The organism is Mesorhizobium sp. WSM4810 (assembly GCF_055811235.1).
In genome coordinates, this window is the sequence record NZ_JBVVQV010000008.1 from 84,744 (window position 1) to 98,638 (window position 13,895).

Annotated in this window: 15 protein-coding genes; 13 read left to right on the forward strand and 2 right to left on the reverse strand. The window is 63.5% G+C overall.

Features of this window, described 5'->3' with window-relative positions:
- Positions 1–259 precede the first annotated feature (259 nt).
- From sppA to olsB, 11 genes are all read left to right on the forward strand, one after another.
- Entirely contained in the window at positions 260–1,213 is a 954-nt protein-coding gene (gene sppA / locus AC0L3O_RS14395) for a signal peptide peptidase SppA (protein WP_128171126.1), read from the forward strand.
- A 68-nt stretch (positions 1,214–1,281) separates the two neighbouring features.
- On the forward strand, positions 1,282–1,566 hold the full coding sequence (locus AC0L3O_RS14400; protein ID WP_473535407.1) for an integration host factor subunit beta: 285 nt from the start codon (positions 1,282–1,284) through the stop codon (positions 1,564–1,566).
- An 81-nt stretch (positions 1,567–1,647) separates the two neighbouring features.
- Positions 1,648–1,980, forward strand: coding sequence for a LapA family protein (locus AC0L3O_RS14405; protein ID WP_027153064.1), 333 nt, complete (start codon positions 1,648–1,650; stop codon positions 1,978–1,980).
- A gap of 134 nt (positions 1,981–2,114) precedes the next feature.
- Positions 2,115–3,089: a bifunctional Delta(1)-pyrroline-2-carboxylate/Delta(1)-piperideine-2-carboxylate reductase gene (gene lhpI / locus AC0L3O_RS14410; protein ID WP_473535408.1), complete on the forward strand. Its 975-nt coding sequence runs from the start codon at positions 2,115–2,117 to the stop codon at positions 3,087–3,089.
- Between the two features lie 136 nt (positions 3,090–3,225).
- Complete coding sequence (locus AC0L3O_RS14415) at positions 3,226–3,711, forward strand: DUF1772 domain-containing protein (protein WP_287064736.1); 486 nt, start codon at positions 3,226–3,228, stop codon at positions 3,709–3,711.
- 89 nt (positions 3,712–3,800) lie between these two features.
- Entirely contained in the window at positions 3,801–4,838 is a 1,038-nt protein-coding gene (locus AC0L3O_RS14420) for an RsmD family RNA methyltransferase (protein ID WP_473615879.1), read from the forward strand.
- Entirely contained in the window at positions 4,839–5,690 is an 852-nt protein-coding gene (locus AC0L3O_RS14425; RefSeq protein ID WP_023797437.1) for a TrmH family RNA methyltransferase, read from the forward strand.
- A 14-nt stretch (positions 5,691–5,704) separates the two neighbouring features.
- Complete coding sequence (lspA, locus tag AC0L3O_RS14430) at positions 5,705–6,205, forward strand: signal peptidase II (protein WP_031254192.1); 501 nt, start codon at positions 5,705–5,707, stop codon at positions 6,203–6,205.
- Between the two features lie 53 nt (positions 6,206–6,258).
- Positions 6,259–7,248: an acrylyl-CoA reductase (NADPH) gene (gene acuI, locus AC0L3O_RS14435; protein ID WP_473615880.1), complete on the forward strand. Its 990-nt coding sequence runs from the start codon at positions 6,259–6,261 to the stop codon at positions 7,246–7,248.
- Positions 7,249–7,440: 192 nt separating this feature from the next.
- Complete coding sequence (locus tag AC0L3O_RS14440; protein ID WP_473615881.1) at positions 7,441–9,729, forward strand: ATP-binding protein; 2,289 nt, start codon at positions 7,441–7,443, stop codon at positions 9,727–9,729.
- Positions 9,730–9,894: 165 nt separating this feature from the next.
- Positions 9,895–10,782 carry a l-ornithine N(alpha)-acyltransferase gene (gene olsB, locus AC0L3O_RS14445; RefSeq protein ID WP_084833614.1) on the forward strand — a complete coding sequence of 296 codons (888 nt, stop codon included), beginning with the start codon at positions 9,895–9,897 and terminating at the stop codon, positions 10,780–10,782.
- A 93-nt stretch (positions 10,783–10,875) separates the two neighbouring features.
- On the opposite strand, the gene AC0L3O_RS14450 is transcribed toward olsB, so the two are convergent.
- Together AC0L3O_RS14450 and grpE are read right to left on the reverse strand one after the other, a co-directional pair.
- The gene (locus AC0L3O_RS14450) at positions 10,876–11,508 is read right to left on the reverse strand and encodes a trimeric intracellular cation channel family protein (RefSeq protein ID WP_023797432.1); all 633 of its coding nucleotides are present in this window, start codon (positions 11,506–11,508) and stop codon (positions 10,876–10,878) included.
- Between the two features lie 119 nt (positions 11,509–11,627).
- Positions 11,628–12,263, reverse strand: a complete 636-nt coding sequence (grpE, locus tag AC0L3O_RS14455; RefSeq protein WP_091595557.1) for a nucleotide exchange factor GrpE — start codon at positions 12,261–12,263, stop codon at positions 11,628–11,630.
- 239 nt (positions 12,264–12,502) lie between these two features.
- Between grpE and AC0L3O_RS14460 the strand changes: the two genes are divergently transcribed.
- Entirely contained in the window at positions 12,503–12,736 is a 234-nt protein-coding gene (locus AC0L3O_RS14460; RefSeq protein WP_287230102.1) for a hypothetical protein, read from the forward strand.
- 134 nt (positions 12,737–12,870) lie between these two features.
- Positions 12,871–13,893, forward strand: coding sequence for a fatty acid desaturase (locus AC0L3O_RS14465; RefSeq protein WP_128171074.1), 1,023 nt, complete (start codon positions 12,871–12,873; stop codon positions 13,891–13,893).
- Positions 13,894–13,895 lie beyond the last annotated feature (2 nt).

The window sequence follows — 13,895 nt, forward strand, 5'->3', positions numbered from 1 at the left end:
GCAAGCACAAGCGGAGGAAAACCGCAAAAGTGTGACGGTTGCTGTTGCACAAACGAAAATGAAACCGGCACAACTTGCACGTCATACCAGATACGGGCGGACAGCGTTAGGGGCTGTGGATTGGTCTTTTATGTTCTCTCGAAACGCCGGCTCGCCAGCGTCGAGAGCTTGTCTTTGGCGCAAGCTCGTCAGGAATCGGTAGCCGGGCGCGGGCGGTTGCTTTAAAAGCATCTGCTCCCCACCGACTATGAGGCTGACCATGGTACTGAGAGCCGACGACCTGATCGACCGCCGCCGCTTGCGTCGCAAGCTGACATTCTGGCGCGTTGCAGCGCTTGTCGTCGCAGCAGCCGGGCTGATTGCCTTTTCGACCTGGATTTACGGCGATGACTTCACTGGCGCGGCGGTCGACCATATCGCCAAGGTCAAGATCGAGGGCACCATCACCGAAGACGAAGACCTGATCAAGCAGCTGGACGCCATCCGTCAATCCTCCAGGGTGAAAGCTGTGATCCTGGCGATCGATTCACCTGGCGGCACCACCGTCGGCGGCGAATCGATCTACGAGGCAGTGCGCGAGCTGGCCGCCGAGAAGCCGGTGGTGGCCCAGGTCGGCACGCTGGCCGCATCGGCGGGCTATATGATCGCCACCGCGACCGATCATATCGTCGCGCGCAAATCGTCGATTGTCGGCTCGATAGGCGTGCTGATCCAGTATCCGGACGTCAGCGGCCTTATGAACAAACTCGGCGTCAAGCTCGAGGAAGTGAAATCGTCGCCGTTGAAAGCTTCGCCGTCGCCTTTCAAGCCGACCAATGACGACGAGCGCACCATGGTCCGCAAGCTCATTCTCGACAGCTACGACTGGTTCGTCGGCATCGTCGCCGAACGCCGCAAGATGACCAAACCGGAGGCGCTGGCGCTGGCGGACGGATCGATCTTCACCGGCCGGCAGGCCGTTGCCAACAAATTGGTCGACGCGGTCGGCGGCGAGACCGAAGCGATCGACTGGCTCGCAACCAAGGGCATCGACGCCAAGCTCAAGGTGGTGGAGTGGAAGGACGCGGAAAGCGGCGGCTTCCTGTTCTCGAAGGCGATGGCACGAACCATCGGCAGTGCGCTCGGCCTGCCCGACTATGGCGGCGACATCATTCACGAACTTGGTGCCGATCGCTTGTTTCTTGACGGTCTGGTTTCCGTCTGGCACCCTTGAGACGAGTGAAAAAGCAAATAAAATCATCCTCATAATTTGACCGCAGTGTTTTCACGGGGAGCCTTCTCATGATCAAATCCGAACTTGTGCAGATCATCGCCACACGCAACCCGCACCTTTTCCTGCGTGACGTTGAAAACATTGTCGGCGCGATTTTCGACGAGATCACCGACGCGCTTGCCGAAGGCAACCGGGTCGAACTGCGCGGTTTCGGCGCTTTCTCGGTGAAAAACCGCCCCGCCCGCACCGGCCGCAATCCGCGTACCGGCGAATCCGTCGAGGTCGAGGAGAAATGGGTGCCGTCCTTCAAGACCGGCAAGGAATTGCGTGAAAGGCTGAACAGCGGCAAATAAGCGCCGCGCGGGCTCATGCGCCATGCCGGCCTTTTCAGGAGGCCCGGCCTTTGGTAGAGCCCGCCTTCGACAGGAAATTCTATGTTCAATCGTTTCATGCTCATCGTGGTCTTCGTGCCGCTGGCCGTCATTCTGATTGCGCTGGCGGTCGCCAACCGCGATCCGGTTGCCTTCACCCTGGACCCATTCAACCCCGGCAATCCGGCGCTGACGATGACGCTGCCGCTTTTCATCTTCCTGTTCCTGGCCCTCGCCATCGGCATGATCGTCGGCAGCCTGGCGACCTGGATCAAGCAGGGCCGCTATCGCAAGCTGGCGCGCCAGCGCGGCGTCGAGGCCGAGAACTTGCGCCAGGCGGTCAGCCGGGCACCGGCCGCGCAACAAGGCCCCTCCTTGCCGAAGCCGACGGGCTGAGCCGGAACCGCCGCGCGTCCTTTTTGGGCGCGCAAAGGACGCTGTACCATTTTTGATTGCGCATGATCTTTGCAGAAAATCGCTTCTGATTTCGCGGTCATGCGTCAGGCGTATTTCTCTCGACGGAGTTTCTTATGCTGAGCATTTCGGCGGCCGAGGTCGATCAGGCGCTGACCTTTCCCGGCCTGGTCGAAACGCTGCGCGCGGCTTTTCGCGATGGCGCGGTACAGCCGGTCAGGCACCACCATACGGTCGAACGGCCCGACGGCGCGGCCTCGACCCTGCTCCTGATGCCGGCCTGGACCGACTTCAAAGCCGCCGGCTCGTCGGCAGGCGGCCATATCGGCGTCAAGATCGTCACCGTGTCGCCCGACAACAACGCCGTGGGCAAACCCGCTGTGATGGGGCTTTACCTCCTGCTCGACGGTGCGACCGGCGAGCCTGAAGCCATGATCGACGGCCAGCGGCTGACGCAGTGGCGCACGGCCTGCGCCTCGGCGCTGGCAGCCTCCTATCTGGCCCGCGAGGACGCTTCGCGGCTGCTGGTGGTCGGCGCCGGCGCGCTGTCGCCGTTCCTCGCCAGGGCGCATTGCGCGGTGCGGCCGATCACCGTCATCCGCATCTGGAACCGCACGCCCGCCAATGCAGAAAAGGTTGCGGCGGAATTGCGCGCCGAGGGCTTTGCGGCCACCGCCGCGAGCGATCTCGACGCCGAACTCGGCCAGGCCGACATCGTTTCGTCGGCGACGATCACGACCACGCCGCTGATCAAGGGCGCGCTGTTGAAGCCGGGGACCCATGTCGATCTGGTCGGCGGCTTCACGCCGGCCATGCGCGAAAGCGACGACGATGCGATTGCGCGCGCCCGCGTCTACGTCGACACCCGGGCCGGCGCCACCAAGGAAGCGGGCGACATCGTCCAGCCGCTGGCCTCGGGCGTGCTGGAGGCGCAAGCCATCGTCGCCGACCTGCATGAATTGGCACGCGACCAGAAGAAGGGCCGGCAGAGCCCCGGTGAGATCACGCTGTTCAAATCGGTCGGCGCAGCCCTCGAAGACCTCGCCGCCGGCATTGCGGTGTACAAGGCGATGGGGAAGTTAGGGGAGTAGGGGGAGTCGTACCATTGGATCGGCTTCGTGCAAGCCATCTTTCCCTATTCACTTACTGCTTTATGCCCTACTCCCCTACTCCCTTACTCCCTTCCGACGGGGAACGTCTCCGGCGTCACCCCGTTGTTCGGGCGTTATGGAGATACGCGGGTTCCTGTTGTTCTGGTCCATCTTGGCCGCCGTTGTCGCGGCGCTCAGCCTTGGACCATCCTTCGCCCATGTCCTGGAATCGGCTCCTCGGCTGACGAAGTGGTCGCCTTCTCTCTGGCGCGAGGCCACTGTCTTCAACGCCCAGTTCCAGCTGTTTGCCGTCATTGGCGCGCCACTGGACCTGGCCGCGATCGGCTGTCCGGGACTGCTCGCTTGGATGCTGCGCAATGACCGACCGGCGTTCTGGTACGCGTTGGCCGCTGCCGTACTCTATGCGGTGTCTCTTGCGATGTGGTTTGCTCTCGTCAAGCCGGCGAACGATATTCTGGCCACCTGGGTGCCTGGGCCGATTCCGGAGAATTTCGAAGCGATCCGGCTGCGTTGGGAAACCGGCCATATGATCGTCGCCGGCTTCAAGGCCGTCGGCTTCGTATCGCTGGTTGCCGCCCTGCTATTCATCAAGCGCGGCTGACCGTTTCGCGAATGTCCAGCGACTGCGTTTATTGCGCCGGTGAATGTGCTGTGGCAGAAGCGGGCCACGTCGCCCAGGAGATGCTCTTCTTGAAACCTTTTCGCGACAAACGCCGCGACAGCCGCTCGCATCAGCTCGCAAAGGGCGGGGCGGAACCGCGCGGAAGCGGCACAGCATCGCACCGCACCGAGCCGATAGCCGCGCCGCGCGTCCTTTCCCGCCGCGACGGCGCCCTGCCCGCCGAACACCTGCCGCTGATCCTCGAAGTCGCGCCCAACGCCGACTACGCGTTGCTCGACAGCGGTGCCGGACAGAAGCTCGAGCAGTACGGCCCCTATCGCATCGTTCGGCCTGAAGGCCAGGCGATCTGGCAAAAAGCGTTGCCGACCAAGGACTGGGACCGCGCCGACGCCATTTTCACCGGCGACACCGACGAGGAAGGCATCGGCCGCTGGCGTTTCCCCAGGACGCCGTTCGGCGAAACCTGGCCAATGAAGCATGACGGCATCGATTATCTCGGCCGCTTCACCTCGTTTCGCCATGTCGGCGTGTTCCCCGAGCAGGCCTCGCACTGGGATCACATGGCCGGGCTGATCGCGGCGGCAAAGCGGCCGGTCAAAGTGCTGAATCTGTTCGGCTATACCGGCCTTGCCTCGCTGGTGGCGGCGCGCGCCGGCGCCGAGGTCACCCATGTCGATGCTTCCAAGAAGGCGATCGGCTGGGCCAGGGAGAACCAGGAGATGGCGGGCCTGTCGCAAAAGCCGATCCGTTGGATCGTCGACGACGCCCTAAAATTCGCCGAGCGCGAGGAGCGCCGTGGCAGCCGTTACGACATCGTCCTGTTCGATCCGCCCGCCTATGGCCGTGGCCCTAGGGGCGAGGTCTGGCAATTGTTCGAGGATCTGCCTGCTCTGACCGACCTCTGCCGCTCGGTCCTGACGCCGAAGCCGCTCGCTGTCGTGCTGACCGCCTATTCGATCCGCGCTTCCTTCTTCGCCATCCATGCCTTGATGCGCGACACTTTTGCCGGCATGGGCGGCACGGTCGAATCCGGCGAACTGATTATCCGCGAGAAATCCGCCGGCCGGGCGCTGTCCACCTCGCTGTTTTCGCGCTGGGTGGCCTGAATGAGCGAGCGGCACGCCGGCGCGCCAGGGCAGGTGAAGGAAGTCACCAGCCTTGCCAATCCGTTGATCAAGGACATCAAGGCGCTCTCGCTGAAGAAATACCGCGACCAGCAGAACGCATTCATGGCCGAGGGGCTGAAGCTGGTCATCGACGCGCTCGACCTCGGGTGGTCGATCCGGACGCTGGTCTTCGCCAAAGCCGGACGCGGCAACGCGGCGGTCGAAAAGGTCGCGGCACGCACGGTTGCCGCCGGCGGCACCGTGCTCGAAGTTTCGGAAAAAGTGCTCGTCGCCATCACCCGCCGCGACAACCCGCAAATGGTGGTCGGCGTCTTTTCGCAAAAGTTCCTGCCGCTGAAGGACATCCGCGCTCAAGACGGCGATGTCTGGGTGGCGCTGGACCGCGTGCGCGATCCCGGCAATCTCGGTACCGTCATCCGCACCGTCGATGCCGTTGGCGCCAAGGGCATCATCCTGGTCGGCGAGACCACCGATCCTTTTTCCGTCGAGACCGTGCGCGCCACGATGGGTTCGATCTTCGCCGTGCCGGTCGCCAAGGCGACGCCGGAAGCCTTCCTTGCGTGGCGAAAAAGCTTTCCTGGCCTGGTTGCCGGCACACATCTGAAGGGTGCGGTCGATTACCGTTCGGTCGACTTTTCCAAAGGCCCGGTGCTGCTGATGATGGGCAACGAACAGCAGGGCCTGCCCGAAAGCCTGGCCGAAAGCTGCGACAGATTGCTGCGGATTCCACAGTCCGGTCGGGCCGATTCGCTCAATCTCGCGGTGGCCACCGGCATCATGCTGTTCGAGATCCGGCGCGGCGCGCTGAAACTTGCCCCGGAGGGCGCCTGACCGTGACATCCCGAATGGTGAAATCCCCAACGGCAAAATCCTGGTTGCCCTACGTCGTGCTGGTCGCCGCCGCGGTGACGCTCGACCAGTGGGTGAAATATCTGGTCGAGACCGGCCTCCCTTTTCAGGAAAAGGTCGATCTTGTCCCGTTCCTGGCATTGTATCGCACCTACAACACCGGCATCGCCTTCTCGATGTTTTCGTCCTTCGGTGACACCGGCCTGGTGGTCATCGCCGCTTTCGTCGTCGCTTTCGTGCTCTATCTCGCGGCCCGAACTCCGCCCGGCCACGTGCTTACGCGCATCGGCTTTGCGCTGATCGTCGGCGGCGCGCTCGGCAATCTGTTCGACCGCGTTACCTATGGTCACGTGATCGACTACATCCTGTTTCACACCCCAATATGGTCCTTCGCCATCTTCAACCTCGCCGACGCCTTCATCGCGGTCGGCGCGGTGGTGGTCGTCCTCGACGAACTCATTGGTTGGCGGCGTGAGGCCAAGCCCTCAAGCGATTGACCTGGCCTTCTGCCGCCATACAGTGTCCCATTCAAGAAGCCCGAGGAGAAGACATGCCCGAAACCTTCAAAGCCATCCTCGTTTCGCGCGACGCCGAGAAGAAGCAGTCGGTCGCGATCACCGACCTTACCGAAGCCGACCTAATGGAAGGCGACGTCACCGTCGCCGTCGAGGCGACGACGGTGAACTACAAGGACGGCCTCGCCATATCCGGCAAGGCGCCGGTGATCCGCCGCTGGCCGCTGGTGCCGGGCATTGATTTCGCCGGCACCGTGATCTCGTCCTCCCATGCCGACTGGCGCACGGGGGACAAGGTCATATTGAACGGCTGGGGCGTCGGCGAGACGCATTTTGGCGCCTATGCCGAGCGCGCCCGTGTCAGGGGCGACTGGCTGGTGCCGCTGCCCCAGGGCATGAGCCCGCATGATGCGATGGCGGTCGGCACGGCAGGTTACACAGCCATGCTTTGCGTTATCGCGCTGGAACGGCACGGCATCGTGCCGGAACGCGGCCCCGTCGTGGTGACGGGCGCGGCCGGCGGCGTCGGCTCGGTCGCGGTTTCGATTCTGTCCAGCCTCGGCTATCACGTCACCGCCTCGACCGGCCGCAGCGCTGAAAGTCCATACCTGACCGACCTGGGTGCTTCGGAAGTGATTTCGCGCGACGAGCTTGCCCAGCCGGCAAAGCCGCTCGCCAAGGAACGCTGGGCCGGCGGCGTCGACGCGGTCGGCAGTCACACCCTGGCCAACGTCCTTTCGATGACCTCCTATGGCGGCGCCGTCGCCGCCTGCGGCCTGGCCGGCGGCATGGATCTGCCGACGAGCGTCGCCCCGTTCATCCTGCGCGGCGTTTGTCTGCTCGGCATCGATTCGGTGATGGCGCCAAAAACGGTCCGCATGGAGGCGTGGCGCCGCATCGGCACGGACCTCGACCTCCAGAAGCTCGCCAAACTGTCCACGACCGTTGGCTTCGATGGCATCATCGACGCCGCGCACGATATCGTCGAGGGCAAGGTCCGCGGTCGCGTGGTGGTGGACATGTGAGCTCTTCCTTCTCCGGTTTTTAATGCATGTCGAGCAAAAGTATGACCCAGGGTGTGCAGCGGTGAAGCGCCTCGCATGAGGCCGGCCAAACGCGACGCGCTTCAGGAGCGGAGAGGCAAAAACCGCGCGACCGCTAAAATTCGAACGATCCGCGGCAATTTTCCATAATCTCTGTCTGGCAAGGGTTTCCGCATGGTCACGGAATCCGGCATCAGAGAAACAGAGAGCGCCGAAAGCGTCGACGGGATCGGCCCGGAGGCGCCAAGCCGGCAGCATATCGCGGCGCCGCCACTGGCGCCTGAATTGCCCGCCGCCAATCGCGAAGGCCTGCCGTTCCTGATGCTCGTCGCCATCGTCGTGCTGGCGGGCCTGTCGCATCTGACCGGCGCGCCGATCTTCATCACCGTCGGGCTTTTGTCGACTGGCATGGCAGGCCTTGCCGTGCATCTGCGTGCCAGGCGCACGGCGCGCCGCACGGTTGCGCTGCTTGGCGAGACCGCAGCGCGCAGCCGCGCCGAGGTTGAGAGCCTGGCCGACCGCGTGTGGGAGATGCAGGAGAGCGAGGAACGCTTTCGCGGGTTGATCGACGCGCTTGGCGATCTCGTCGTCCATCGCGACCGTGACGGCCACATCGTCTATGCCAACAAGGTTTTCGCCGAGCTTGTCGGAGCCGACCAGCGCGACCTTGCCGGCAAGGCCCTGGCCGACCTCGGCATCGACGTCGGCATCGTTCCCGATGCCGCTTTTTCCGATCATGAATGCCTGAGCTCCACCGACGTCGCCATTAGAACACCGAGCGGCCCGCGCTGGTTCTCATGGATCGAACTGTCCGTGCGCGACAAGGAGAGCGGTGCTGTCTCGCATCGCGCCATCGCCCGCGACATTACCGCCCGCAAGCACGCCGAAACGTCGCTGATCACCGCCCGCGAGCGAGCCGAATATGCAAGCCAGGCCAAATCGCGCTTCCTCGCCACCGTCAGCCACGAGATCCGCACGCCGATGAACGGCATCATGGGCATGGCCAAGCTGCTGGCGGACACCGGGCTCTCGCCGCAACAACGGACCTATGTCGGCGCCATCTCGACCTCGGCCAGCGCGCTGCTGGCGCTGATCGAGGACCTGCTCGACTATTCCAAGATCGAGGCCGGCCGCTTCGATCCCGAACCGCAGCCAATGTCGGTGCGCGAGATCGCCGACAACATCGTAGAACTCCTGGCGGCGCGTGCCTTCGCCAAGAACATCGGCCTTGGCTGCCATGTCGAACCCGACGTGCCGCAGATGATATCAGCCGATCCTGGAAGAGTCAGGCAGGTGCTGCTCAACCTCATCGGCAACGCCATCAAGTTCACCGACAGCGGCGGCGTGTTGGTGAGCATCGCTCGTGCCCGCACCGAAACCACCGACCGCATATGCTTCACCGTCACCGACACCGGTCCCGGCCTGCACGAGGACGACCTGGAGCGCATCTTCGAGGAATTCGAACAGGCTGACGGCACGTCGACTCGCGCGCATGGCGGCGCCGGGCTCGGTCTTGCCATCTCCAGGCGCCTGGTGATCGCCATGGGCGGCACGATCTCGGTGTCGAGCCAGCTCGGCCAGGGTTCGGAATTCGTCTTCGAAATCCCTGCAATATCGGCCACCGAGCCGCCGCAGAGCCGTCGGGATGCGCTGTCAGGGCGGCGCGCCGTGATCCTGTCGAAGAACGCCATCGAGGCCGACGCCATCGCCCGCACCATCCGCGCCAATGGCGGCAAGGTCGATCTGGCCACCACCGCCGCCCAGGCAGCGTCCTTCGCCGAAGGCTGCGACGCGCTTTTGGTCGATGCGGCCATGGAGGAAGGCGACGGCAGGTTGCTCAAGCGCCTTCGCCAGAGCGGCTTTGCCGATTGCGAGGCGATCACACTGATCGCGCCAACCGACCGCGGCATGCTGGGCGAGTTCCGCGCCAGCGGCTACGCCACCTTTCTGGCAAGGCCGGTGCGTGGCGAAACGTTGCTTCGCGTGCTTTTGACCAGCAGCGTGCCTGCCCTCACCCAGCCGCAGCCGGAAAAGCGCGGCGCACCAACCGCCCGCGCCATTGGCGGCCGGCGGCGGGGCCTGTCCGTGCTGATCGCCGAGGATAACGACATCAACGCCATGCTTGCCCGTGCCACGCTGCTAAAGGCCGGGCATCGCGTGAAACTGGTCGGCAACGGCAAGGCCGCCGTCGAGGCCATCACCGGCACCGACCACAAGTACCGCTTCGACGTGGTGCTGATGGACCTGCACATGCCTGTCATGGACGGGCTGGACGCGATCGCCGCCATCCGCCGGCACGAGGAGGAAACCGCCGTGTCGCCGGTTCCGATCATGGTGCTGTCGGCGGACAGTCAGGAAACGACCCGCCACGCAGTGCTCGCCCATGGCGCCAGCGGCTTCGTCACCAAGCCGCTCGACCCCGACGCGCTTGTCCATGCGGTCGAGGGTCACGTGGCCGCTTGATCCGCCGGCTGACCTTGCCTGGCTTACCTGCAGAACATAGCCGGTTGAAGGGTTGCCCAGCCGACGAAGTATTGCCGGCAGGGTCGTATCACGGTACTGTCACAATCCTGTTGCACCTACGCCGTATCCCCGTGCCAAGAGGGATGGCTCGAAGGAGAATCACTCGTGCATACAGTTATGCCGGAATGTGACGCTCGGCCGAACGCCAGGGGTGCTTTGCTCACCGGGCGCAACGTCGATGCTGTCATAAAAGGCGAAGCGCTTGGCCGTATCGGCAACCTCGAAGTGCGGCTCGCACGCAACGAGGCCGAGATCGCCGCCGCGCAGGAAGTGCGCTACCGGGTGTTCTATGACGAGCTCGGCGCCAAGAAAACCCTGTTTCAGGTGCAGGACCGCCGCGACGCCGACCATTTTGATCCGCTCTGTGATCATCTGCTGGTCTTCGACACCTCGCTGTCCGGTCCCGAGCATCGCCGCATTGTCGGCACCTACCGCCTGTTGCGGCAGGAGATCGCGGCAGCGGCCGGCGGCTTCTATTCCGAGGGCGAGTTTGAGCTGACCAATCTTATCGCCCGCCATCCCGGCCAGCGTTTCCTCGAGCTCGGCCGCTCCTGCGTCTTGCCGGAATACCGCTCGAAGCGCACCATCGAGGCGCTCTGGCAAGGTATCTGGGCCTATATCAACCACTATGGGATCGGCGTGATGACCGGTTGCGCCTCGTTCCCCGGCACCGTGCCGGCGGCACACGCCGAAGCGCTGACCTATCTCGCCCATCACTGCCGGACGAATTCGGCCTGGGACGTGCGCGCCGTCGCCGGCCGCTACTGTTCCATGGATTTGATGCCGATCGAGGCGGTCAACGCCAAGGCCGCGATCGCGGCGATGCCACCGCTGGTCAAGGGCTATCTGCGCGTCGGCGCGCGCATCGGCGACGGCTGCGTCATCGACCGCGAATTCTCGACGGTCGACGTGTTCGTGGTGATGCCGGTCAAGGAGATCGGCGCCCGCTACGTCAGCTATTATGGCGGGGAAGCCCAGCGCTTCGCCGCCTGAGATTCCAATGAGTAGCGAATAGGGAGTAGCGAGTAGCGGGAGTTCCGCCAATTCGCTGCGGATCGTTGTCCCTATTCGCTACTCGCCCTCATTTCACGGAATATCTTCCGGCCGCCGGCCGGGCCGGCTCTTGTAGGACGGAAAGGCCCAGCCGAACTTAAGCGCGCCGCCACGCACGCAAAAAGCGGCTATGAAGCCCACCAGGCCCGAGGCGAGCGGCGGCAGTCCGGCGAGATCGCCTGTTGTAAACAGGATGGCGCCCGCAAGGGCGGCGGTGACATAGATTTCTGGTCTCAAGAGCACCGAAGCCTCACCGGCCAGCAGGTCGCGCAAGATCCCGCCGAACGTGGCGGTGAGCACGCCGGTAACAACGGACACGACCGGCGAGCCGGTGATGGCCAGGCCCTTGGCGGCACCCATCACCGAAAACGCGGCGAGGCCGACGGCGTCGAGCCAGAGCAGTAATTTCCAGCGGGATTCGAGACGGTGCGCCCCGAAAAAGACAAGCATCGCCACCACCGCGCAGATCAGCACATAGCCAGAGTTGGTAACCCAGAAGACCGGCAGATTGAGGATGACGTCACGAAACGTGCCACCGCCGATGCCGGTGACGCTGGCCAGGAACAGAAAGCCGATGATGTCGAGCTGCTTGCGCGAAGCGGCCAGCGCACCGGTCGCCGCGAAGACGGCGACACCGGCATAGTCGAGAAGCTCGATCGGGTTCAAGGGCATAGCGGAGTAGGAGAGCGGGTGAATAGGGATGTATGAATAGCACGAAGCCGTACGATTGGTACGGCTCCTTTACCCTACTGCCCCTACTGCTCCTACTGCCCTATTCCCTTAACTTACGCATCCTTCTCAGCTTGCTCATTCACCGGCCCTGGCTCGACCGGCGCTTCGCTTGCCACATGCTTGGGACCGCCCTTGGCAACGCCGACCATGGCCGGCCGCAACACCCGCTCACCGATCGAATAGCCTGGCTGCACGACCTGGACCACCGTGTTGGCCGGCACCTCCGGATTGGGCACCTCGAACATCGCCTGATGGAAATTCGGGTCGAATTTCTCGCCTTCCGGCTCGAGCTTCTTCACTCCGTGCCGCTCGAGCGCCGATAGCATGGCGCGCTCGGTGAGCTCGACGCCCTCGATCAGTGACTTCAAACCGGCATCACCTGACGCCTTGGACTCAGCCGGGATCGCATCCAGTGCGCGGCGCAGATTGTCCGATACCGACAGCATGTCACGGGCGAAATTGGCAACCGCATAGGCGCGTGCATCGTGCACGTCACGGGCGGTACGGCGGCGCAGATTCTCCATCTCGGCTGCGACGCGGAGCGCGCGGTCCTTCAACTCGTCGTTTTCCTTCAGCAGCCGCACAAGCGCTTCATAGTCGCCGTCGGCGCTGCCTTGCGTGTGTTCGGTGGCAGCCCCGGCCGTCTCGGCTTCATCGGGCGCGCGTTCGTCTTTTGCCTGGTCGCTCATCGCCGTTTCCCGTCATTTCAAATGATGTGGATTTTGTGCCCGATATCGAGGTTTGGCGGCCAAAAATCAAGGGGCAAGCGATACTGGACAGGCCGCTCGCGCTTTTGACGACGCATCATGGAGACCTTTCGATATTAATTCAAATTTTACTGTAACCACCGGCTTTGCTTGCCAAGATGCTGCGATAGGGGAACCATTCGTCTGCTGGAAGAGTTTCGAAACCGACACAGGATTTTGAGATGGCGACCCGCAACGACGGCGACCGTAAGAATGGCGCCCCCAACGATGACGAAAGACGTGAAAGGCTGGCGGCCGGCATCAGGCGCCAGTTCGGCACCGAGGCAACGATGCACTTTCTGCGCGCGTTGCCGGCGTTCCGGACGGAGAACGACATTCCCGATCGTTTCAGGGAATTGCTTGACCGCCTGGACGGCATCGAAAGCAGCGTAGCCGCCGCTGGCAACCGGCGATAGACAACACACACGCCTGTCGCTGCGCGCCATTGGCATGCCTTTTGCCGCAGCTTGCGCGTCGCGCGACAATTACCCGCAGTAACTTTGCGTGATGCCTGGCTTGCGGCGACGAAATGGTCCGTCTATGCTTCCTGATGAACATGATTTCCCCCGAAGCTGTAGCGAACAGCAAGCGTGCCTGGTTGAAGATCCTGGCGCGCTACAAGAAACCTGACAGGCGGCGCAGCGCCGTCGAACTTGCCATCACCCTCATCCCCTTTGCCACGCTGTGGGCACTGTCCTCGGCTGCCTATGCCTATGGCCATTGGTGGGGTCTGATCCTCATCCTTCCGGCCGCCGGCTTTCTGGTGCGGATCTTCATGATCCAGCACGATTGCGGCCACGGCTCGTTCTTCGCCAATCGCACCGCCGACGACTGGATCGGCCGCGGGCTGGGCATCCTGACCTTGACGCCTTACGATTGCTGGCGGCGTGCCCACGCAACCCATCACGCCAGCGCCGGCAATCTCGATGAGCGCGGCACGGGCGACATCAGGACGCTGACTGTCGCGGAATATCGGCAAATGTCCTGGCGGGGCCGCCTTGCCTATCGCCTCTACCGCCATCCGCTCGTCATGTTCGGCCTCGGCCCCATTTGGCTTTTCATCTTTGAACAGAGACTGCCAGTCGGCATGATGCGAGGCGGCCTCACGCCCTGGGTGTCGTCGATGGCCACCAACGCGGCCATCGCGGTCGCCGCCGCCGCCCTTGTCTGGTTCGTCGGTCTCGAAGCGTTCCTGGTCGTCCATTTGCCCATCGTCGTTCTCGCCGGTTCTGCCGGCATCTGGCTGTTCTATGTCCAGCACCAGTTCGAAGAGACAGAGTGGGCAAAGGACTCCGAATGGGAGTTCCAGCATGCGGCCCTGCACGGCTCGTCCTATTATGACCTGCCGCCGGTACTGAACTGGTTCACCGGCAATATCGGCGTCCATCACGTGCACCACCTCTCCGCCAAGGTGCCGTGCTATCGGCTCCAGGAGGTCCTGAGGGACTATCCGGAACTGCGCGAAATCGGCCGCGTCACGCTTCTCGACAGCCTGCGCTGCGTCAAGCTGGCGCTGTGGGATGAGAGCCGCAGCAAGCTGGTATCGTTTCGCGAAGCGCGGATGACTGCATAAAG